The sequence below is a fragment of the Actinoplanes xinjiangensis genome (assembly GCF_003148685.1).
Classification (GTDB): Bacteria; Actinomycetota; Actinomycetes; order Mycobacteriales; family Micromonosporaceae; genus Actinoplanes; species Actinoplanes xinjiangensis.
The window spans coordinates 32,395-54,120 of sequence record NZ_QGGR01000016.1; the positions used below are offsets into that span (position 1 = coordinate 32,395).

The 21,726-nt window shown below is 69.7% G+C and carries 16 protein-coding genes; 8 read left to right on the forward strand and 8 right to left on the reverse strand.

All coding sequences use genetic code 11. From position 1 onward, the window contains the following. Window positions 1-152: 152 nt before the first annotated feature. The 5 genes from acs (at window position 153) to BC793_RS30770 (ending at window position 8,871) form a co-directional block, all read left to right on the forward strand. Window positions 153-2,144, forward strand: coding sequence for an acetate--CoA ligase (acs, locus tag BC793_RS30750; RefSeq protein ID WP_109598888.1), 1,992 nt, complete (start codon window positions 153-155; stop codon window positions 2,142-2,144). A 288-nt stretch (window positions 2,145-2,432) separates the two neighbouring features. Further along, window positions 2,433-4,790, forward strand: a complete 2,358-nt coding sequence (locus BC793_RS30755) for an immune inhibitor A domain-containing protein (protein WP_109599095.1) — start codon at window positions 2,433-2,435, stop codon at window positions 4,788-4,790. Window positions 4,791-4,905: 115 nt separating this feature from the next. Continuing rightward, on the forward strand, window positions 4,906-5,397 hold the full coding sequence (locus tag BC793_RS30760; protein ID WP_109599097.1) for a hypothetical protein: 492 nt from the start codon (window positions 4,906-4,908) through the stop codon (window positions 5,395-5,397). 66 nt (window positions 5,398-5,463) lie between these two features. Next, window positions 5,464-6,390 (forward strand): alpha/beta fold hydrolase, encoded by a 927-nt coding sequence (locus BC793_RS30765; RefSeq protein ID WP_109598890.1) that lies wholly within the window; start codon window positions 5,464-5,466, stop codon window positions 6,388-6,390. A gap of 168 nt (window positions 6,391-6,558) precedes the next feature. Next, window positions 6,559-8,871 (forward strand): rhamnogalacturonan lyase family protein, encoded by a 2,313-nt coding sequence (locus tag BC793_RS30770; protein WP_109598892.1) that lies wholly within the window; start codon window positions 6,559-6,561, stop codon window positions 8,869-8,871. Between the two features lie 178 nt (window positions 8,872-9,049). Here BC793_RS30770 and BC793_RS30775 read toward each other — a convergent pair whose 3' ends face one another. From BC793_RS30775 to BC793_RS30795, 4 genes are all read right to left on the reverse strand, one after another. Continuing rightward, the gene (locus BC793_RS30775) at window positions 9,050-9,415 is read right to left on the reverse strand and encodes a hypothetical protein (RefSeq protein ID WP_109598894.1); all 366 of its coding nucleotides are present in this window, start codon (window positions 9,413-9,415) and stop codon (window positions 9,050-9,052) included. After that, a complete protein-coding gene (locus BC793_RS50725) occupies window positions 9,415-12,636 on the reverse strand; it encodes an SseB family protein (protein ID WP_239170386.1) in 3,222 nt (1,073 codons plus the stop codon). The genes BC793_RS30775 and BC793_RS50725 overlap by 1 nt, the downstream gene beginning before the upstream one ends. Before the next feature lie 244 nt (window positions 12,637-12,880). Beyond that, the gene (locus tag BC793_RS30790; RefSeq protein ID WP_109598896.1) at window positions 12,881-13,174 is read right to left on the reverse strand and encodes a WXG100 family type VII secretion target; all 294 of its coding nucleotides are present in this window, start codon (window positions 13,172-13,174) and stop codon (window positions 12,881-12,883) included. Between the two features lie 16 nt (window positions 13,175-13,190). Next, a complete protein-coding gene (locus BC793_RS30795) occupies window positions 13,191-13,508 on the reverse strand; it encodes a WXG100 family type VII secretion target (RefSeq protein WP_109598898.1) in 318 nt (105 codons plus the stop codon). 263 nt (window positions 13,509-13,771) lie between these two features. On the opposite strand from BC793_RS30795, the gene BC793_RS30800 reads away from it, so the two are divergent. The 3 genes from BC793_RS30800 (at window position 13,772) to rarD (ending at window position 17,079) form a co-directional block, all read left to right on the forward strand. Further along, window positions 13,772-15,556 carry a type VII secretion protein EccE gene (locus tag BC793_RS30800; RefSeq protein WP_146246502.1) on the forward strand — a complete coding sequence of 595 codons (1,785 nt, stop codon included), beginning with the start codon at window positions 13,772-13,774 and terminating at the stop codon, window positions 15,554-15,556. A gap of 129 nt (window positions 15,557-15,685) precedes the next feature. Then, window positions 15,686-16,060, forward strand: a complete 375-nt coding sequence (locus BC793_RS30805) for a phage holin family protein (protein ID WP_109598902.1) — start codon at window positions 15,686-15,688, stop codon at window positions 16,058-16,060. 110 nt (window positions 16,061-16,170) lie between these two features. Beyond that, a complete protein-coding gene (gene rarD, locus BC793_RS30810) occupies window positions 16,171-17,079 on the forward strand; it encodes an EamA family transporter RarD (RefSeq protein WP_109598904.1) in 909 nt (302 codons plus the stop codon). Between the two features lie 28 nt (window positions 17,080-17,107). Here rarD and BC793_RS30815 read toward each other — a convergent pair whose 3' ends face one another. The 4 genes from BC793_RS30815 to nuoN form a co-directional block, all read right to left on the reverse strand. Further along, entirely contained in the window at window positions 17,108-17,791 is a 684-nt protein-coding gene (locus tag BC793_RS30815; RefSeq protein WP_249037395.1) for an anti-sigma factor family protein, read from the reverse strand. A 111-nt stretch (window positions 17,792-17,902) separates the two neighbouring features. Continuing rightward, the gene (locus BC793_RS30820; RefSeq protein WP_109598908.1) at window positions 17,903-18,697 is read right to left on the reverse strand and encodes an IclR family transcriptional regulator; all 795 of its coding nucleotides are present in this window, start codon (window positions 18,695-18,697) and stop codon (window positions 17,903-17,905) included. 171 nt (window positions 18,698-18,868) lie between these two features. Then, a complete protein-coding gene (locus BC793_RS30825) occupies window positions 18,869-19,828 on the reverse strand; it encodes a polyprenyl synthetase family protein (RefSeq protein WP_239170391.1) in 960 nt (319 codons plus the stop codon). Window positions 19,829-20,192: 364 nt separating this feature from the next. Next, window positions 20,193-21,725, reverse strand: coding sequence for an NADH-quinone oxidoreductase subunit NuoN (gene nuoN / locus BC793_RS30830; RefSeq protein WP_109598910.1), 1,533 nt, complete (start codon window positions 21,723-21,725; stop codon window positions 20,193-20,195). Window position 21,726: the final 1 nt, after the last annotated feature.

The window sequence follows — 21,726 nt, forward strand, 5'->3', positions numbered from 1 at the left end:
GGCAAGATTCGCGCAGTAGTGAGCATCGATTCGCCAGTCGGCGCGCGTACGACACCACCGAGCGCGGGCTGGCGTGCAAACCTTCGCCGGGCACACCGGCGCAACTAGTGTGCAGTGATAGAGACCCCGGTCACGGCAGAGGAGCCGCCCTCATGAGCGAGACACTGGAGAATTTGTCCTCGGAGACGCGGCAGTTCCCGCCGCCCGCCGACCTTGCGGCGAACGCCAACGTGAAGGCCGACGCCTACGAGGAGGCCGCGTCCGACCGCCTCGCCTTCTGGGCGAAGCAGGCCGGCCGTCTGGCCTGGAGCAAGCCGTGGGACCAGATCCTGGACTGGTCGAACCCCCCGTTTGCGAAGTGGTTCGTCGGCGGTGAGCTGAACCTCGCCTACAACTGTGTGGACCGGCACGTCGAGGCCGGACTGGGCGACCGCGTCGCCATCCACTGGGAGGGCGAACCCGGCGACACCCGCACCGTCACCTACGCCGAGCTGCTGAAACTCGTCAGCCAGGCGGCCAACACCCTCACCGACCTCGGCGTGACCGCGGGCGACCGGGTGATGATCTACCTGCCGATGATCCCGGAGGCCGCGGTCGCGATGCTGGCCTGCGCCCGGATCGGGGCGACCCACAGCGTCGTGTTCGGCGGTTTCTCGGTGGACGCGCTGGCCACCCGGATCGACGACGCCGACGCCAAGGTGGTGATCACCGCCGACGGTGGCTACCGCCGGGGCAAGCCGTCGGCGCTGAAGCCGACCGTGGACGAGGCGGTCGCGCGTACCAACCGGATCGAGCACGTGCTGGTGGTCCGCCGGACCGGCCAGGACGTCGCCTGGACCGACAAGGACAAGTGGTGGCACGAGACGGTCGAGCAGGCCAGCCCGGAACACACCGCGCAGCCGTTCGACTCCGAGCACCCGCTCTTCATCCTCTACACCTCGGGTACGACCGGTAAGCCGAAGGGCATCCTGCACACCACCGGTGGCTACCTGACGCAGACGTCGTACACGCATCACGCGGTCTTCGACCTGAAGCCGGAGACGGACGTCTACTGGTGCACCGCCGACATCGGCTGGGTGACCGGGCACTCGTACATCGTGTACGGCCCGCTCTCCAACGGCGCGACCCAGGTGATGTACGAGGGCACCCCGGACACCCCGGACCGCGGCCGGTTCTGGCAGATCGTCGACAAGTACAAGGTGTCGATCCTCTACACCGCGCCGACGCTGATCCGCACCATGATGAAGTGGGGCGACGACATCCCCGCCAAGTACGACCTGTCGTCGCTGCGGGTCCTGGGCAGCGTTGGTGAGCCGATCAACCCGGAGGCCTGGATCTGGTACCGGGAGCACGTCGGCCGGGAGCGCACCCCGATCGTGGACACCTGGTGGCAGACTGAGACCGGCGCGATCATGATCTCGCCGCTGCCCGGTGTGACCGCCGCGAAGCCGGGTTCGGCGATGACCGCTCTGCCCGGTATCACCGCGGACGTGATCGACGACCAGGCCCGGTCGGTGCCGGACGGCGGTGGCGGCTTCCTGGTGCTGCGTGACCCGTGGCCGTCGATGCTGCGCACGATCTGGGGCGACGACAAGCGTTTCCTGGACACGTACTGGTCCCGTTTCGGCGCCGGCTCGGATTCCGGCACGTCGGACGAATGGATCTACTTCGCCGGTGACGGCGCGAAGAAGGACGACGACGGCTCGCTCTGGCTGCTCGGCCGGGTCGACGACGTGATGCTGGTGTCCGGTCACAACATCTCGACCACCGAGGTGGAGTCGGCGCTGGTCTCGCACCCGTCGGTGGCCGAGGCGGCGGTGGTCGGCGCGACCGACCCGACGACCGGGCAGGCGATCGTCGCGTTCACCATTCCGCGGGGCAATGTGGACACCGCGGGCGATGCGGGCGAAGCGCTCATCAAGGAGCTGCGTAACCACGTGGCCAAGACGCTCGGGCCGATCGCCAAGCCGCGTCAGATCATGCTCGTCACCGAGCTGCCGAAGACCCGGTCCGGCAAGATCATGCGGCGGCTGCTGCGTGACGTGGCGGAGAACCGGTCGCTCGGCGACGTCACGACTCTGCAGGACTCCACCGTGATGGATCTGATCTCCTCGGGCCTGAAGACGGCCAAACCTGAAGACTGACGACAATTAATAAAGGCTGGTGACAGAACTGTGTCACCAGCCTTTTGTCGTATTTGCCGGTCCCCGTGCTATGACCGGACCATATTGGGTAACCATTGGTCATCAATATGCTTGGCACTCCCCGAACATCGTTTGGTTTGCATACGTTCACCTGAGTCCCGAACGACGGGACCGTTTCACGCCGGACGCCCGTACCCAGTGATCCGGCTGGCGAAAGCGGAGGTAAACGTAGTGCGCAAGGTGGTCGCAGGACTGCTCGGCGCCGTGGTCGTGTCCAGCGTCGGTGCCATGGCACCGATGATGGCCGTGGCGGCGCCACCCTCGGACTCAGCCCCGGCTGCGCCCGCTAGCGAATCGGCTCACCTCGACGACCATGACATGCCCAACCCCCTCGAAGAGAAGCGCCGCGCTCTGCGCGAGCAGGCTGTCTCCGAGGTGGTCAGCGGCAAGGCCAAGGTCGAGACGGTGAATGGGAGCCGGGTCGTCAACCTGGGCAAGACCTATGGCAACGGCGGCTTCGGGCACCCGGGCAAGAACCAGTACGTCGAACTCCAGCGTGAGAAGACGGACAAGATCTTCGTCATCCTGACCGAGTTCGGGAACCAGCGGCACCCGTCGTTCCCCGACAAGGACACGACGACGCAGTTCGCCGGCCCCTCGACCTTCGAGGGCCCGCTGCACAACGCGATTCCGGCTCCGGACCGCAAGGTGGACAACTCCACCATCTGGCAGGCTGACTACTCGCCCGAGTACTTCCAGAAGGTGTACTTCGGCACCGGCAAGAACGTCGAGTCGGTCAAGACGTACTTCGAGGAGCAGTCCTCGGGTCGTTACAGCGTCGACGGCCAGGTCTCCGACTGGGTGAAGGTGCCCTACAACGAGGCCCGGTACGGCCGGTCCAGCGACAACCCGACCGACGCCAACGGCGACGACCCCGCCGTCTGCGCGAGCAGCAACTGCACCAACGTGTGGGAGCTGGTCAAGGACGGCGTGAACCAGTGGTACGCGGACCAGAAGGCCTCCGGCAAGACCGAGGCCGAGATCAACGCGGCGCTCGCCGAGTACGACAAGTACGACCGTTACGACTACAACGGCAACGGTAACTTCAACGAGCCCGACGGTTACCTGGACCACTTCCAGATCGTCCACTCCGGCGGCGACCAGGCCGACGGTGACCCGTCCCAGGGTGAGGACGCGATCTGGAGCCACCGCTGGTACGCGTACTCCAGCAGCGCCGGTGTGAGCGGCCCGGCGTTCAACAAGCTCGGTGGCGCCAAGGTCGGCAGCAGCAACCTGTGGGTCGGTGACTACACCGTCCAGCCCGAGAACGGCGGCCTGAGCGTCTTCGTTCACGAGTACGCCCACGACCTCGGTCTGCCGGACGACTACGACACCAGTGGTCTGGGCGACAACAACAGCGAGTACTGGACCCTGATGGCGCAGAGCCGTCTCAGCGCCAAGAACGACGAGGGCATCGGTACGCGTCCGGGTGACCTCGGCGCGTGGAACAAGCTGCAGCTCGGGTGGCTGAACTACGAGTCCGTCAAGGCCGGTACCAAGAAGGTCGTCAACCTCGGTCCCGAGGAGTACAACACCAAGAAGAAGCAGGCTCTGGTGGTGAACCTGCCGGACAAGCAGGTCACCCAGGACCTGGGTGCGCCGTTCGCCGGCAGCAAGCAGTTCTTCTCCGGCAACGCCGACGACCTGAACGTCGCGCTCTCGAAGTCGGTCGACCTGACCGGTAAGACCACCGCGAGCGTCTCGCTCAAGGGCCGGTACGCGATCGAGGCCGACTACGACTACCTGTACGCCGAGGTCTCCACCGACGGCGGCGCCAACTGGACGAAGCTCGACGGCACCGCCGCCGGCGCTCCGTTCGTCAAGGACGGCGCGGGTAACCCGGCGATCAGCGGCACCTCCGCGGGCGCCTGGGTCGACATCAACGTGCCGCTCAACGCGTACGCGGGCAAGAAGGTCGACTTCCGCCTGCACTACGTGACCGACGGTGGTGTGTCGGAGGGTGGCTTCTTCGGTGACGACCTGACCGTCACCGCCGACGGCGCGGTCGTCTCGACCGAGGGCGCCGAGGGCACCTCGACCTGGACCCTGGGCGGGTTCACGATCGTGGGCGCCACCGTCACCAAGCTCTTCCCGCACTACTACATCGCCGGGTACCGCAGCTACACCTCGTACGACAAGTACCTGGCGACCGGCCCGTACAACTTCGGTTGGGCGAACACCAAGCCGGACTGGGTGGAGCACTACAACTACCAGACCGGTCTGCTGATCTCGTACTGGGACACCTCGCAGGTGGACAACAACACCAACGAGCACCCGGGTGAGGGCCGCAACCTGTACATCGACGCCCACCCGAAGCCGGTCCTGAACCCGACCGGTGTTCCGTGGCGGTCCCGGGTCCAGGTGTACGACGCCCCGTTCGGCTTCTGGCCGACCGACGGCATGACGCTGCACCTCAACGGCGCCAAGTCGGTCATCAAGCCGCAGCTGGGCAACCCGGTCTTCAACGACAAGGGCAAGTACTTCTACGAGGAGCTGCCGAACCACGGCGTCAAGCTCCCCGCGGTCGGTGTCAAGATCGGCGTGCTGAGCCAGCTCGGCACCTCGATGACGGTGGCGGTCTACTGATCCACGCACGACAGGCGGCGCCCGGGGCAACCCGGGCGCCGTCCGCGTTTCACGGAACCGGGTCACCCCGCGATTCGTCCTATCTTCTACGCCTTACGCGGGAAGGATGAGCTGCATGCGCACTCAAGCAACGATCCGGATCGGCCTGGCCGTCGCGGCCGGAGCGATCATCGCCGGCTGTGCGAACGAGGGGGCCTCACCCGCATCGTCCCCCTCCGCCAGTGCGCCGGCCCCGTCGGTCGCCTCCTCCCCCACGCCGCCACCGGCCTCCCCGGAGGGCACCACGCCGGGCATCGGGGCACCGTCGGCAACACCGCCCACCGGCAAGCCGCTGCCCACGATCACGCTGACCGACAAGCCACCCAAGGAGCCCACCGACAAGCAGCCGAACACCGGCTGGGTGGCCGGGATGGTCACGCGTGGAGGCAAGGGCCCGTGCTACGGATTGATCGCCGACGACGGTCAGCGGTATGCCCTCTACTCCACCGCCGGCACCGAACTGGCCCAGGGCAGCCGGGTGAAGGTGAAGCTCGAGACCACGATGCTGCGCATCTACTGCGGGCCCGGCACGCTGATGGCCATGACCGACGCCGAGACCATCAAATGATCACGGTGCGGCTCCATTTCAGCACGGCTCGACGTCATGCGTGACAGCGCCGCCTAGGCTGACGACATGGGCGGTCGGGTGGACGAGTCGTGCGTGCTGACCGAGGGGCCGTGGAGACATCGTTTCGTCGGCGCCAACGGCTCCCGGTTCCACGTCGCCGAGGTCGGCACCGGCCCGCTCGTGCTCTTCCTGCACGGCTTCCCCGAGTTCTGGTGGGCCTGGAACGACATCATGGTCCGGGTCGCCGACGCGGGCTTCCGGGCCGCCGCGATCGACCTGCGCGGTTACGGTGCGAGCGACAAACCCCCTCGGGGGTACGACGGTTACACGATGGCCGCCGACGTCACCGGCCTGATCCGCGCTCTGGGCGAGCGGTCCGCGACGGTGGTCGGAGCCGGTGCGGGCGGCATGATCGGCTGGGCCGCCGCCTCCTTCCATCCCAAACTGGTCAACCGGCTCGTGGTGCTCGGGGCCGCGCATCCGTTGCGGTTGCGGGCCGCACTCTTCGCCGATCCGCGGGGGCAGTTCGCCGCCTCGGCAACGGTCGTGCGCTTCCAGGTGCCCCGTTTCGAGCACGTGCTGACCCGCGACGACGCGGCCCTGGTCGGTGAGCTGATGACCCGGTGGAGCAGCCCGCGCTGGGCGGCCACACCGGAGTTCGCGGCGTATGCCGCCCGCTGCCGGGAGGCCATGCAGATTCCGCAGGCCTCGTTCTGCGCCCTGGAGGCCTACCGCTGGGTGGCCCGGAGCGCGCTGCGGCTGCAGGGATACCGGTTCGTCAAGCTGATGCAGCGCCCGTCGAATGTGCCGACGTTGCAGTTGCACGGTGAGCTGGACAAGGCCGTGCTCCCTCGCACCGCTCAGGGTTCGGGACGCTACGTGACCGCACCGTACGAGTGGCGGCTGTTGCCCGAGGTCGGGCACTTCCTGCACCAGGAGACCCCGGACGTGGTCACCGGCGAGATCCTGCGCTGGCTGAAAACGCCGGCCTGATCTTCCTCTTATGATCACCTTAAGTGATCATTAATCGATCAAATAGGGCGCCGATCTGCCCTAATCTCACGGTCGGTTGCGGTGGTACCGCTCCCAGACCGTAACTCCATGTAGTCGTTTGCGCTCGGCTGGCGGCGGGCGCACACGGCTTGAGATCGGAAAGGTCCCATGTCGAAGAGACACACCCGGGAACTCGCCGTCTTCGGCGCCGCCGGCGTGCTCGCCACCGCCGCCGTGGGCTGGTTCGTCCTTCCCTCGAACGCCGCCACCAGTGCCGTGCCCGCCGCCGGAGGCGTCTACAGCCTCGCGGTCGCGAAGAGCGGCATGTGCCTGGACGTCACCGCCGGCAGCCTGGACGACAAAGCCGCGCTCCAGCAGTCGGGCTGCGCCGCGGGCACCGCCCGGCAGCAGTTCAGGCTCACCGCCGCGGGAACGCCCGGACAGTTCCACCTGGTCAACGTCAACAGCGGCAGATGCGTCGACGTCCCCGCCCGGAGCACGGCCGGCGGCGTCCAGCTGATCCAGTACACCTGCGGCAACGCGGCGGCGAACCAGCTCTTCACCTTCACCGCCAGCGGCTCCGGGTACCAGATCAGGAACGTCAACTCGGGACTGTGCCTCAGCGACAAGGACGCCGGCACCGCGGCCGGAAACGCGATCATCCAGGAGACCTGCACCGCCAACACCAACAAGCAGTGGGCACTGACACCGGCGACCGCCGCCACGACCGGGACCGGCCGGCAGATGGAGGACCTGGACCGGGGCGTGATCAGCGTCCGCGCCGGCAGCGGCAACCTGGTCAGCTGGCGGATGCTCGGCACCGACCCGTCGACCGTGTCGTTCAACCTCTACCGCGGCGGCACCCGGGTCAATTCCTCGCCGATCACCGGTTCGACGAACTACCTCGATGCCGGGGCGGCCGCTTCCGCGTCGTACACCGTCAAGGTTCTGATCAACGGGGTCGAGCAGGCGGCCTCGCCGGCTTCGCTCACCTTCGGCGGTGGCTTCCTCGACGTTCCGCTGTCGGTGCCGGCCGGCGGCACGACGCCGGACGGCGTCGCCTACACCTACTCGGCGAACGACGCGTCGGTCGGTGATGTCGACGGTGACGGCGACTACGAGATCGTCGTGAAATGGGATCCGTCGAACGCGAAGGACAACTCGCAGTCCGGCTATACCGGCAACGTCTTCGTCGACGCCTACACGCTCCAGGGTGCGCGTCTCTGGCGCATCGACCTGGGCCGCAACATCCGCGCGGGCGCGCATTACACCCAATTCCAGGTGTACGACTACGACGGCGACGGCAAGGCCGAGGTCGCGATGAAGACCGCCGACGGTACGGTCGACGGCACCGGGAAGGTGATCGGTTCCTCGACCGCCGACTACCGCAACTCCTCCGGCTACGTCCTGACCGGCCCCGAGTTCCTGACCGTGTTCAGCGGCCAGACCGGCGCCGCGCTCTCCACCGTCGACTACGTCCCGGCCCGGGGCACGGTCAGCGGCTGGGGCGACGGTTACGGCAACCGGGTCGACCGCTTCCTCGCCGGCACCGCCTACCTGGACGGCACCCGCCCGTCCCTGATCGAGGCCCGTGGCTACTACACCCGCTCGGTGATCACCGCCTGGGACTTCCGGGACGGCGCGCTCACCAGACGCTGGACGTTCGACACCAACACGTCCGGGAACAGCGCCTACGCCGGCCAGGGCAACCACCAGCTGTCCGTGGCCGACGTCGACGCGGACGGCAAGGACGAGATCATCTACGGCTCGATGGCGCTGAACGACGACGGCACCAGGCTGTGGAACACCGGCAACGGCCACGGCGACGCCCTGCACGTCGGCGACTTCGACCGGAGCAACCCCGGCCTCGAGGTCTTCAAGGTCGACGAGGACTCGTCGAAGCCCAGCTCCTGGCTGGCGGACGCGGCGACCGGCACCATCCTCTGGAGGACCGCGGCGAACGGTGACAACGGCCGCGGCGTGGCCGGTGACGTCTACGCCGGCAGCCCCGGCGCCGAGTCCTGGTCGGCGACGGAGACCGGGCTGTACAACGCCGCGGGTACGGTCGTCGGACGCGAACCCACCGGCATCAACTTCCTCGTCTGGTGGGACGGCGACCCGGTCCGCGAACTGCTCGACAGCAACAAGATCAGTAAGTACGGCACCGCCTCCGACACCCGGCTCCTGACCGCCGCCGAGGTGAGCTCCAACAACGGCAGCAAGGCCACCCCGGCCCTGTCCGGCGACATCCTCGGCGACTGGCGGGAAGAGGTGATCTGGCGCAAGACCGACAGCTCGGCCCTGCGTATCCACAGCTCACCGATCCCGACCGGCACCCGCCTCACGACCCTGATGCACGACTCCCAGTACCGATCGGCGATCGCCTGGCAGAACACCGCCTACAACCAGCCGCCCCACCCCAGCTTCTTCCTCGGCGACGGCATGACCATCCCCGCCCAGCCCGCCATCCACGTCCGCTGAGCCACCCCCACCAGATCAGGCCGGCCCGGTCCCCCACCCGGGCCGGCCACGATCTCCGGAGACCGGGTCGCTTCCACCAGGGATCCCCACCTTTTCCACAGAGTTATCCACAGGGCGGATCTGCGCGGTACGCGTGGATGCTGTCGGGCGGCTCGTGGGCCGTACCGGAGAGGGGTTGTCAGATCCGGTGTTCGTAGCGGTCGCGAACCTCGTGGGCCGGGGCCCAACCCTGGTAGACGCCGTAGTCGAACTCTTCGAGACCGAGCTGACGTGCCACTGGGGCGCGACCGCCCGTGTACTCAAGACGCAGCCAGGAATCGGCCTCGGCGAGAACGATGAACGGCTCACCGCGCCAGGTGCAGAGGGTACGGACGTAAGCCATCTCGTCGTACTCGTGTGGTCTCAGGACGCGGACGTAACGGCCCGGCTTGGCCTCGTCGAACCCGTCGGCCGGGGTGGCGCTGTAGATCCGGACATCGTCGCCGTCGGGGGCCGCGTCGTACTCCCGGCCCTGCCAGGTGACCACATAACCGTCGCGCATCACTACTCACCCACCCGGCGCCAATGGGGGCCGTCCGCGTCGAAGATCGCCATCATCCGCTCGTTGCCGTCCGCGTCTATACGCCACAGCTGCGCGCCGTGCGGCAGGCGGACACTGTCCACCTTGAACTCGGCGATGACGTCACGTCCCTCGCCGGGCGCGAATCCGTTGCCCCGGAACGGCGGGCGCTCGATCACCCAGCCGTCCATGGCCCGCAGAGCCTGCTCGTTCTGCCCGCCGTAGGGAATCCGGTACAGACTCGGCCGGTACGCCGGCCAGCGCAGCACGAACGCCTCCTTGGCGTCCGGCTGGAACGGCGACGAATCGTAGTAGAGCCCGAGGGCACCGAACAGCTCGCCGGGAGTGCGCAGGTGCTCGACCTCGGACGCCCGGTGCACGAAACCGGCCACCCGGTCGTAACCCCGGTCGAGGTAGTAGTCGACCTGCTCGGCGGCGATCGTCTTCTGCATGACGGTCGCCTGCTGCGCCTCGTCACTGGCCGGCTGGGGAGCCGGCACCGGGGTGGGCTGCGTCTCGGTCACCGGGGCCTCGGCGGGCTCGGCACCGAGGCCGGCCTCGGTGGCCCAGCTGGCCAGGGCGATGACCTGCGCGCCGGGATATTTGGCGCCGACCGGGGTGCCCGGGTTCACCGCGAACGACCACGCCGGATCCGGCCAGTTGCGGATCAACTCGTAGAAGCGGACCCCGACCGTCCGGGTCGGCTCACCGAAGTGCTCGGAGAGCCGGTCCTTGCTGGTGAACACGATCAGATAGCGCTCACCGTCGACCTCCTCCGGCAGGAAGGCGAAACCGGACTCACCGGGCGCGCTGCCGGGACGGGAGTGGCTGGCGACCGGCACCAGCACCTGCGCCAGCAGCAACGTCGACAGGAACAGATCGGTGTTGCCGGTGTCCGCGGCGTCCTGCAACTCCCGCTCGACCTCGTTGGCCGGCATGAAATCCGTGCCGAACGGACCGCGCGAACCGGTCGCCGACCCGGAGACACCCATGTTGGTGGCCGCGGGCGGGGTGTAGCCGCCGGACGCGACGGGCAGCGCCTGCGTCGCGGAGGCCGGACCGGAGAACGACTGCGTGGCATACGCCGAGGCCGGGCTGCCCTGCGGCGGAAGACCGTAGGCGGGACCGGGTGTGGGCTGGGTATAGGCCTGCGGCGCGGCCGAGGCCGGATAGCCGGGGCCGGACGACGGGTAGGCGGAGGCCCCCCGGTCGGCACCGGACGACCCCGGGATCACCGGGGGCAGCAGGTTCGTCATCGTCGTCGCCGCGGGCGACTCGGCCTCCGGCCGCGGTGCGATCGACGGCGCCGGACCGGACGGCCCGAAACGGTCGGCGGCGGGCGGCGGGGTCTGGCGCTCCCATGCGGGCGGTTCCGCAGCGGGGGTACGGGCTCCGAGCGCCTGCGCCGCCGCGGCCATCGAGGTCGGCCGCTCGGACGGCGGGGTGACCTGACGTCGCGGAAGGCCACCGGGTCCACCCGTGCCGGAAGCGGCCGCGGGCAGTGCGGCGGGCGCCTGAGGCACGGCCGGGCTGCCCGGCTGCTGTGCCCCCGGACCACCGGAAGCCGGAGCGGACGACGCCGGACCACCGAAACCAGGCGTGGACGCCGGACCACCGAAACCGGAGGCGGGCGCCGGACCACCGAAGGCGGGGGCAGACGACGCCGGACCACCGAAACCGGGGCCGGGCGACGCCGGAACACCGGAGGCAGGCGACGCGGGGCCGCTGTAACCCGGGGTCGGCGACCCGTAGGCGGGAGGTGCCGACGCGGGAGCGCCGGACGCCGGGGAGGCCGGGCGGATCGCGGGCCCCCCACCGGAGCTGTTGCCGGCATTGGCGGCATTCGACGAGGCCGGCACGAATCCAGCCATGCTCGTCATCGGGCCGCCACCGGTGGACTGGCCGGGCTGCCGGCGGGGCAGGGATCCCGCGGAGACCGGACCGGCCGGCGCGTTGGGCGGCGGGGCATTGGACGGCGACGCACTCGCCGGCGCACCGAACGACGGCGAAGCGGCAGGTGCACCGGCAGGCGCCCCGAACGAGGACGACCCGGCAGGCGCACCGAACGGCGGCGTACCGGTGTGCCCACCGGAGGGTGGTGCGCTCGCCGGCGCGGAACCGAAGGGCGGCGCACTGGCCGGCTGCGGGCTCTGCTTCCCGGACCAGGCCGGGTCGACCAGCGCCTCAGTCGGGTTGTAGGGGGTGACGTGCTCGGGCACCGGCGGCGTGTTCGCCATCGGGGTGCGGACCGGCAGCGGCGCGCCCAGGTCCTGGAGGGGACCGCGGGGGTCCTCGTCCGGACGGAACGGCATGACCGGTTTCTCCCAGCCCGGAGTGGCCATCGCGGAACCGGCACCGCCCCGCACCGGCAGACCGGGAGGAGCGGCCGGGGCCGGCGGGGCCACCGGTGCGGCCGGGGGAATCATCGGCGACGCGTAGGCGGCGGGCGTCACCGGAGGCTGATATCCGGCGGGTGTGGCCGGCGAGGACGGGCTCCGCACCGGCAGACCGCTCGGTGAGGTCCCGCTGGGGGTGCGCACCGGCAGACCGCCCGGACCCATCGGCGGCGTGTTGCCGACCGGCGGGATCGGGGCCACCGCGGGAGCGACCGGAGACCCCGGCGGAGCACTGACCGGGGCCGGTGGCGCCGGTGGGGCGCCCGCAGCCGACGGGGCGGCCGCTGCGGCGACCGGCTCGGGCTCGTAGGTCGGGCCACCGACCGCGCTCTCGCCACCCACCCGGCTGGCCGCCAGCGCCGCCGCGCCGAGCTCCTGGATCTTCGAGGTGGTGTGCGCCTCACGACCGGGACCCCGGGTGGGCAGCCGCAGGTCGCCACGGGCGAGCTGGGCGACGAACCAGGCCGGTAGGTAACCCTCGATCGGCAGGCCGGGGTTCACGGCGAGCCACCACTCGAGGTTGGGCCAGGTGTTGGCCAACTCCGAATACGGCACGCGCCGTGCCGAGCCGGTGTAGTCGGCCAGGCAGGACTGCAGCGCGGCGTTCGACGTGAACGCCAGCACGTGGGTGCGACCGCCGGTGCTCCAGGTACCCCAGCCCATCGGCGCAGTGCCGGCCAGGACCTCAGCGGAAACCGGTAACAGAAGGTCGACACCGGCGAGAATGCGGAAGTAGGACTCCTGGTCGTCGGTGCGCAACGCGTCGCGCATCGCAGCCTCGGCGTCCGTAGCCGGTTCCCACTCGGACACGTCCACCTCTCCCCACGCGTGTCAACGAGCCAACTCAACGCGTATAACCTACAAGGTCAGGCCACAATCACAATGGGCGGCGGCATGCTGACTGTCAGGTTGGGCCTACGACGTCTCCAGAAATGGGCCGTCCGGGCCCCGCGGGCATGCACCAATGGCTCGGTGTGAGCACCTAACAACCGATGGTAACCGCGGGAACCGGCACGCCATTTACGCGAATGGGCGACCCGGCCGGGTCACCGGCTCACTGGAACCGCTGGGTCGCGGCCCGCTCGGTCTGCTGGTAATCGTCCTTCGACTGCTCCAGCGCCGACCCGATCTGCGCCAGGATGGTCTGCAGATCCTGGGAGGCCGACTGCCACGTGCGCTGACGCTGGTCATACGCCTCCTGGGCCGTGCCGGACCAGGTCCCCAGCAGCTTCTTACCCTCGGTCTCGAGGTACTCCAGGTCGGCGTTGAGCTTGTTCACCGCCTTCGCGATGTCCAACCGAGCCTGGTTCAGCGAGTCGAAATTGACGAGCAGGTGACCGTCGTTCATGACTTCCTCCGGTAGGTCAGAGCGGCAGGGTGAACTGGCCACCGGTCCGGCCGATGCTGGACGCGGCCTCGGTGTCGGAACGCTCGTAACTGGCACCGGACGAGCGGATACCCGCGGCGGTCTCGGCGAGGGCGTCGTTGAGCCGCTTGAGATCGCTCGCGTACTGATTCTTGACGCCGTCGAACGCGACCGCGCCCTGCCCCTTCCACCCCGCGCCGAGCATCTCCAGCTCCCGCATCAGCGTGCTGAGCATGCTCTGGAGCGAACCGTTGATCCGCTCGAACTCATTGGCGGTACTCGCCATCTGTGCGGACTGGCTCTCAGTCTGCGCCATCTGGACGTCACCCCTTTCGCAATTGATCCGATGTGGACCACTGGTCGCATCGACGTGGGCCACCAGGTTAACCGCTCACGATCGGGCCTGCCGCCCGCCGCGAAACAACATCGACGACGTTAGCGGCCCGGTACGAGCCTCGTCTGCCCCGGACACCAACCTGTGGATAACCCCTCGGTCGGGCAGTCGAGCTGTGGATAACTGCCCTACGATGAGCCGCGCACAAGGGTGAATGGATGCCGGACGGCGGGGAGGGACGGTTCGTGAGCACCGAGAGCGCGGTTCCGATGACCGAGTCCCTGATCCGGCCGCGCCGGGGTGGTCGCCTGCTCGGTGCGCGGCCGGAGCAGATCGTCGCCACCCAGGTCGCCGTGGCCGTGGTGCTGGCCGGTCTGGTGGCCGGCGGCCTGGCCATGGTGCCGGCGGTGATCGTCGCGGCCGGGCTGCTGGCGCTGACCTGGCTGCGGCTGCGCGGCCGGTGGGCGTTCCAGTGGCTCGGTGTCCTGGCCCGCTATTCGGGTCGTCGCCGGTCCGCCTCGATCGACAGCAGCACCGCTCTGCTGGCCTACGCGGCGCCCCGGGTCCGCCTGACCGGCCTGGATCTGCCGGGCGCCTCGGCCGCGGTCCTCGCCGACGACTCCGGGCTCACCGTCCTGATCGAGCTGGGCGACCCGGCCGACGAGGCGTCCGCGATCCCGTCGTTCGCCGCCCTGCTGCACGCCACCGGCCGTGACCAGGCCGTCGGCGACCAGCCTCGGGTGCGTGCCCAGCTGGTGCTGAGCGCCGTCTCGGCTCCGACCGCCCGGGGTGGCACCGGCCCGTCGCAGAGCTCCTACCGGACGCTCGCCGAGGGCAGCTCGCTCAGCTACCTGCGGGCGGTGCTGGCGCTGCGGGTGTCGCGCGCCGGCGGCTGGTCCGACGACGAGCTGCGCCGGAGCCTGGCCGGCATGACGCGCCGCCTGACGCGCCGGCTGGGGCCGTCCCTGGCCCGCCCGCTGGGTGAGGTGGCCGCGCTACGGGCGATCGCGGACCTGGCCAACGCCGAGACCGGCGGCGGGCCGGACAGCGCCCGGGAGAGCTGGTCGTCGCTGCGCCTGGGCGGCCTGGTGCAGGCGACGTTCCGGTGCCGGCCGGCCTCCGGTTCCGACCTCACCGGCAACCTGATCACCCGGATCCTGCATCTGCCGGCGGCCGCGACCACGGTGTCGATGACCGCGACCGGCCTCTTCGTCCGGGTCGCCGCTCCCGACGTCACCGCGCTGGACACGGCGGTCCGGGCCCTGCGCACCCTGCTCTCCACCGACCGGGTCCGGCTGCGTCGCCTGGAGGGTGCTCAGCTGCCGGGTCTGGCCGCCACCCTGCCGCTCGGCGGTCAGGCGGTGGACGGCAAGCGGATCGACGCGCCGGAGCTGCCGATCAGCCCGGCCGGTCTGATGATCGGCCGCAACCAGGCCGGCGCGGCGGTGCTGATCCGCCTGTTCCGGCCGGAGCCGACCCGGGCGCTGCTGGTGGGTGGGCTGCCGGGCGCGCAGCTGCTGGCGTTCCGGGCGATGGCGACCGGGGCGCGGGTCCTGGTCCGGACCACCCGGCCGCACGCCTGGGAGCCGTTCGCACGGGGCGCGGCCGTTCCCGGTGAGGCGATCACGATCCTGCCGCAGGGCCGCCCGTTCGACGCCCCGGCCGGTTCGGTGCGGCACCCGACGCTGACCGTCCTCGACACCGGTGCGGCCCCCGGCGGCCCGGAGCCGGCCCGGGACGCGGGCTGGCAGACCACCCTGGTGGTGCGGGACGAGTTCGGGACTCCGGACGTCGCGCACGCCGGCGAGGCCGATCTGGTGGTGCTGCAGCGGCTGACCCCGGCCGAGGCCACCCTGCTCGGCGGCACGCTGGGCCTGGGCGAGACCGCTTCGTACTTCCCCCGGATGCGCACCGACATGGTCGCGGTGATCAACCGGCGGGCGGTGCGCTGGGCGGTGTTCGCCCAGACCCCGATCGAGCAGAGCCTGATCGGCGAGCCGGTGCGCAGCCCGGCACTGACCACGGCGTAGGTCTCCACGGGCGGGCCTCACCCGCGGCGTGGATCCCGCCGCAGTCGAGCCTTAACTCCGGCATAGATCTCAGAGAGATCGCGGGGTGTCGTTTCCACTGGTGGACGGGCCATGGCACCATTCCCGGCCATGGGCATCCTCATTCGGCTGGTGATCACCGCCGTATCGCTGTGGATCGCGACTCTGGTGATCGACGGCATCGAGCTGAACACCGACTCCGCCGCCAACAAGGCGGGCACGCTGCTCGCCGTCGCCGTGATCTTCGGCCTGGTCAACGCGGTTCTCCGGCCGATCATCAAGACCATCGGCTGCGGGCTCTACGTCCTCACCCTGGGCCTGGTCGCCGTCCTGGTCAACGGCCTGCTCCTGCTGCTCACCAGCTGGATCGCCGACAAGCTGGACCTGGCCTTCCACGTGGACGGCGTCCTTCCGGCGGTGCTCGGCGCGCTGCTGGTCGGCGTCGTGAGCTGGCTGCTGAACATGCTGGTTCCGGACGGCGACTGAGCGGGCCCGGCGAGATCGACATAAAGGCAGGCCAGTAGGCCCGAATTGGCCTCGTGACCTGCTTCATAATCGCAAGGACCGAAACATGCCCCAGCCCTTACGGTGGGGGCATGAGCGACGAGCGGCGTGGATACGTGTACGGCCTCACGGCGTACGCGATGTGGGGTTTCTTCCCCATCTACTTCAAGTTCCTGCGCCCCTCGCCGCCGCTGGAGATCCTGGCGCACCGGGTGGTGTGGTCGGTCCTCTTCGTCGCCCTGCTGCTCACCGTGATGCGCAACTGGCGGTTCCTGGGCCGGCTGGTGCGCACACCACGGCTGCTCGGCGGGGTCACCCTGGCGGCCGTGCTGATCGGCGTCAACTGGGGCACCTACATCTACGGGGTCAATTCGTCCCGGGTGGTGGAGACGGCGCTCGGCTACTTCATCACGCCCCTGCTCGTGGTGCTGCTCGGTGTCACGGTGATGGGTGAGCGGCTGCGCCCGTTGCAGTGGGCCGCGGTCGGTGTCGGCGGTCTGGCGGTGGCGATCCTGGCCGTCGACTACGGTCGTCTGCCGTACATCGCTCTGACGCTCGCCGCCTCGTTCGGCTGCTACGGCCTGATCAAGAAGCGCATGTCGCTGCCGCCCGCGGAGGGCCTGTTCGTCGAGTCGGCCGTGCTGGTGCTCCCGGCGCTGGCGTTCCTGACGTGGCTCAACCTGTCCGGCGGGGCGCAGTTCGGCCACGTGTCGGTCCAGCACACCGTGCTGATGCTGGTCGCCGGGGTGCTCACGGCGATCCCGCTGCTGCTGTTCGCCGCCGCGACGAACCGGGTGCCCCTGGCCGGCCTCGGCATCCTGCAATATGTGGCGCCGATCCTGCAGCTCGCCGTCGGTGTGCTCGTCTACCACGAGCCGATGCCGCCGGCCCGGCTCGCCGGGTTCGGCCTGGTCTGGCTCGCGCTGCTCGTCTTCACCGTGGACGGCATCCGCAACGCCCGGGCCGCGGCCCGGGTCCGTGCGGCGGCGGTGGCGGCCTGAGAAGGGGCGGTAGCGGCTCGGAGACCGTCTAACTCTGCGGCTCGTAGACGAGCATCACCTTGTCGTCGGAGCGGACCAGTTCGAGACGGGAGAGGCTGCCCTCGGTGAAGTGTGTGGCGGCCGGCATCTGGAACTTCTTGCCCGGCTGAGCCAGCCACGACCCGAGCTGCTCGGTCTGCTCGTCCGGCCCGTACGCGATGAGCCGGAACGTGTAGGGCCGGGCCGACTGGCTGTACGAGCACTCCATCTCGACCCGGCTACCGGCGCCGGTGCTGCTGATCCGGACGGTGGCCGCGATCGGGGAGGTGGGGTCCACCTTCGTCATGGCGTGCGACGGCCCGAGTGCCGGAGTGGCCGCCTCACCGGCGTTGAGTCCCCAGTACGTCAGCCCGCCGCCGAGGATCAGGAACAGCACGAGTGCCGCGATCGAGCTGACGATCCGGATCGGACGGGCCCGGACCTTCCTCAGCGACGGCGCGTGCGCGGGCCGGGACAGGTTCGACAGGCTGGGGTCGAGAAGCTTGGCGAACTCATCCGCGTCGAGCCGGTCGAGCATGTCCGGCACGAGGGCCAGATCAGCGACCGCCTCCCGGCAGAACGAGCATGTCGCCAGGTGACGTTCGTAGGCGGCCCGTTCTATCGGCGACAGCGCGCCAAGGACATAGGCGGCGTCGTCGTGCCCGTCCTCGCATCGCATTCCTACCGCCTCCAACCGGGTACTTCTCCCGGTCTCTGGTACGCGGCATCGGGCTCTAAGGTTCAACCATTCGTTAAACCACCACCTCAAAACGTGGCGGCCCGGATCCGGAGAGCGACCGCCCGTTCAGGCGGTTGCGGACTCGCCTCCGGACAGTGCTTCGGCCACGTTCCGCGCGGCCGCGGTGAGCTTCGCCCGGACCACGCGTGCCGAGGTCAGCATCTCCGCGGCGGGCATCGAGCAGGCCAGGACGAGCCGTCGCTCCATGTCCCGATCGGCGACGACGACCACGGCCGCGGAGGCGAGTCCCTGCCGGAACTGGCCCATCTCGATCTGCATGCCGCGTCGCTCGCCGGCGGCCAGATCGGCCTCCAGCGCCTCTCCGGTGGTGAGGGTGGCCGGGGTGAACGCCCGCATCCCGTAGTCACGCAGATAGCGCGAGCGCTGGTCGGGCGTGAGGGTGGCGAGCAGCGCCTTGCCGAGGGCGGTGGCATGGCCGCCTTCGTCGAAACCGGGCGCCACGTCGTCGAGGAACGGGGACCGGGCGCCCTCGGCGGAGGCGGTGACCGCTATCCGCCCGCCGACGAACCGGCCGAGGTAGTGGCTGTATCCACTGTCGACGGCGGCCCGGCGCAGCGCCTCACCGACGGCGGGCGGGCCGCGGAAGGCGGAGACCAGCTCACGGTACCGATCGGCGATCTCGAGCCCGACGATGTACGTCCCGTCCTCACGCCGGATCACGTAGCCCTCGTAGGCGAGGGTGCGGACCAGGTGGTAGGTCGTCGCGACGGTCAGCTCGCACCGCCGGGCGATCTGTTTCACGGTGAGTCCACGCGGAGCCCGGCCCACGGACTCCAGCACGCGCAGGGCACGCGAAACGCTCCGGATGAGATCTGACGGCTCCGCTAGGGGGTCACGCACAGCTACCTCCGAGGCCAGGGACTTACACCATATGAACAATCGGCCTCGGACGGAATGCCAAACAGGAGTGGATCACGGTCGATTTACACAGCGCGTGCAACCGAGGAAACTGTCCGCAGTGGAGAAGTTCCGGAATGCCCGCTTTGACCCACACAAACGGGGGTGAAGGACTCAGCTCGTACGGTCGGCGATGAAGTCGCAGAGCGCTTCCATCGTCCGCTTCGCCTCACCGGTGGGCAGTGGCGCCAGCCGGGCCCGCGCCTCCTCGGCGTAGGACCGCACGGTCTCGCGGGCCCGTTTCATCGCCGCCGAGTCGCGCAGCAGCGTCAGCGCCTCGGCGTGCAGCCCGTCGTCGGTGATCGGGCCGGCCGACAGCAGCTCCCGGAGCCGGACCGCCGACGCGTCGGTGTCGTCACCGGCCAGCGCATACAGCATCGGCAGGGTCGGGACACCCTCGCGGAGATCGGTGCCCGGCGTCTTGCCGGACTGGATCGACTCGCTGGTGATGTCGAGCAGGTCGTCGGAGAGCTGGAACGCGATACCGATGGTCTCGCCGTAACCGGCGAGCGCCTCCACGAACTCCGGCCGGGCGCCGGAGAAGAGCCCGCCGAAGCGGGCGGCCGTGGCGATCAGTGACGCCGTCTTCTCGGTGATGACGTGCAGGTGGTGCTCGATCGGGTCGGTGCCGCGCGGGCCCACCGTCTCGGCGATCTGCCCGTGCACCAGCCGCGCGAACGTCTGCGCCTGGAGGTGGACCGCCTCGGTACCGAGAGTGGCGGCCAGATCGGCGGCCTGAGCGAAGAGGTAGTCGCCGACCAGGATGGCCACCGAGTTGCCCCACCGCGCGTTCGCGCTCGGCGCCCCACGGCGCACCAGCGCCTCGTCCATCACGTCGTCGTGGTAGAGCGTGGCCAGGTGGGTCAGCTCCACCACATTCGCCGCGGCGACGATCTGTGGCGACTCCGGATCGCCGAACTGCGCCCCGAGGGCGACGAGCAGCGGCCGGAACCGCTTGCCACCGGCGTCGGCCAGATGACGCGCGGCCTCGGCCACCAGGGGATCGGCGCTGGCCACATGGCCGCGCAGCGCAACCTCCACAGCGGCCAGCGTCGCAGACACCGACTCGTCCATCGCGGGATCGACGTCGAGGCCCAGCGATGACAGCGCGAGATCGCGCGGGGTCAGATCACCGGTGCTCACCACGCATTCACCTTGCCATACCGCCCTACCGCTTTCTGTCCCAGGGTGGCACGCGACAAGATCAAAAATCCGACAGCCGGGGTACGGGCGGTCAGCGCCCGTTGCGGACCCGGACCGGATCGCCCGGCCGTCGGTCCGCGGGATCATCGCGGGTGACGTGATCAGCGGCCGCATATGACCGAAATCGGTCATAGTCCCCCTGAGCCGGTCCAGGTAGGACCCCCCGTGGGATGCCGGCCGCGCGGAGACGACGAAGGCCCCGGCATCCGCCGGGGCCTTCACGCACTGATCGGGATCAGCGGACGAACTCCGCCGCGTCCCTGGTCAACTCGATCAGCGGAGCCGGTACGACACCGAGCGCCACGGTCACGATGACGCCCAGAGCCAGCACCGCCGAGGTGAGGAAGCCCGGGATGGAGACCGCCGGGGTGGACTCCCCCGGCTCGGACAGCCACATCAGCACGACGACCCGCAGGTACGGGAACGCCAGCAGCATGCTCGTGATCACGCCGAAGATCACCAGCCAGGTCTGCCCACCCTCGACGGCCGCCCCGAAGACCGCGAACTTACTGGTGAAGCCACTGGTCAGCGGGATGCCGGCGAAGGCGAGCAGGATGAAGGTGAAGACGCCGGCGAGCAGCGGGCTCTTCCGGCCGATACCGGCCCACTTGGACAGGTGGGTCGCCTCACCGTCGGGGTCGCGCACCAGGCTGATGATCGCGAACGCGGCGAGCACCGAGAACCCGTACGCCACGAGGTAGAACATCGTGCTGCTGAGGCCCTCGTCGTTGAGCGCGAGGACACCCACCATGAGGTATCCGGCGTTCGCGATCGACGAGTAGGCCAGCAGGCGCTTGAGGTCGGTCTGGGTGACCGCCAGGACCGCACCGATGAACATGGTGAGCACCGCGATACCGCCGAGGACCGGCTGGAAGTCCCAGCGCACCCCCTCGAACGCCACGTAGAGCACCCGCAGCAGGGCCCCGAAGGCGGCGACCTTGGTGCAGGCCGCCATGAACGCGGTGACCGGCGTGGGCGCGCCCTGATAGACGTCCGGGGTCCACACGTGGAACGGCGCGAGCGCGGCCTTGAACAGCAGACCGATCGCGACCATGCCCAGACCCACGTAGAGCAGCACCTCGCTGCGCTGCGGGTTGGCGACCGCCTCGTGCACCTCGCCAAGCTGGATCCCGCCCGCGAAGCCGTAGATGAAGGCCACCCCGAACAGGAAGAACGCCGAGGCGTACGAGCCGAGCAGGAAGTACTTGAGCGCCGCCTCCTGGCTGAGCAGCCGCCGGCGACGGGCCAGCGCGCACAGCAGGTAGAGCGGCAGCGAGAAGACCTCCAGCGCCACGAACATGGTGAGCAGGTCGTTGGCCGCCACGAAGAGGAGCATGCCGCCGAGCGCGAAGACGCTCAGCGGGTACACCTCGGTGGCACCCGGCTGGCCGCTCGTCTGCTGCATGTCCCGCTGCGAGCCGACGGTGACCGCGGCCTCCGAGACGAACGCGCCGCCCCGCTCGACCGAACGCTCACCGATCAGCATCAGCGAGACCCCGCCGAGCACCAGGATCGCCCCCTGGAGGAACAGGGTCGGCCCGTCCACCGCGACCGCGCCGCCGATGGTGATGGTCCGGGTGCCGCGCTCCAGCACCACGGCGACCAGCGCCGCGACCACGGCGATCAGCGCCAGCGACAGCTGGACCGCGTTACGCGCCCGGCGCGGGACGGCCACCTCGACGAGCACGCCGAGACATGCCGCGCCGAAGAGGATCAGCATCGGGAGCAGGGCCCCGTAGTCGATCGGGGGCAGTTTCAACGGGTCCATG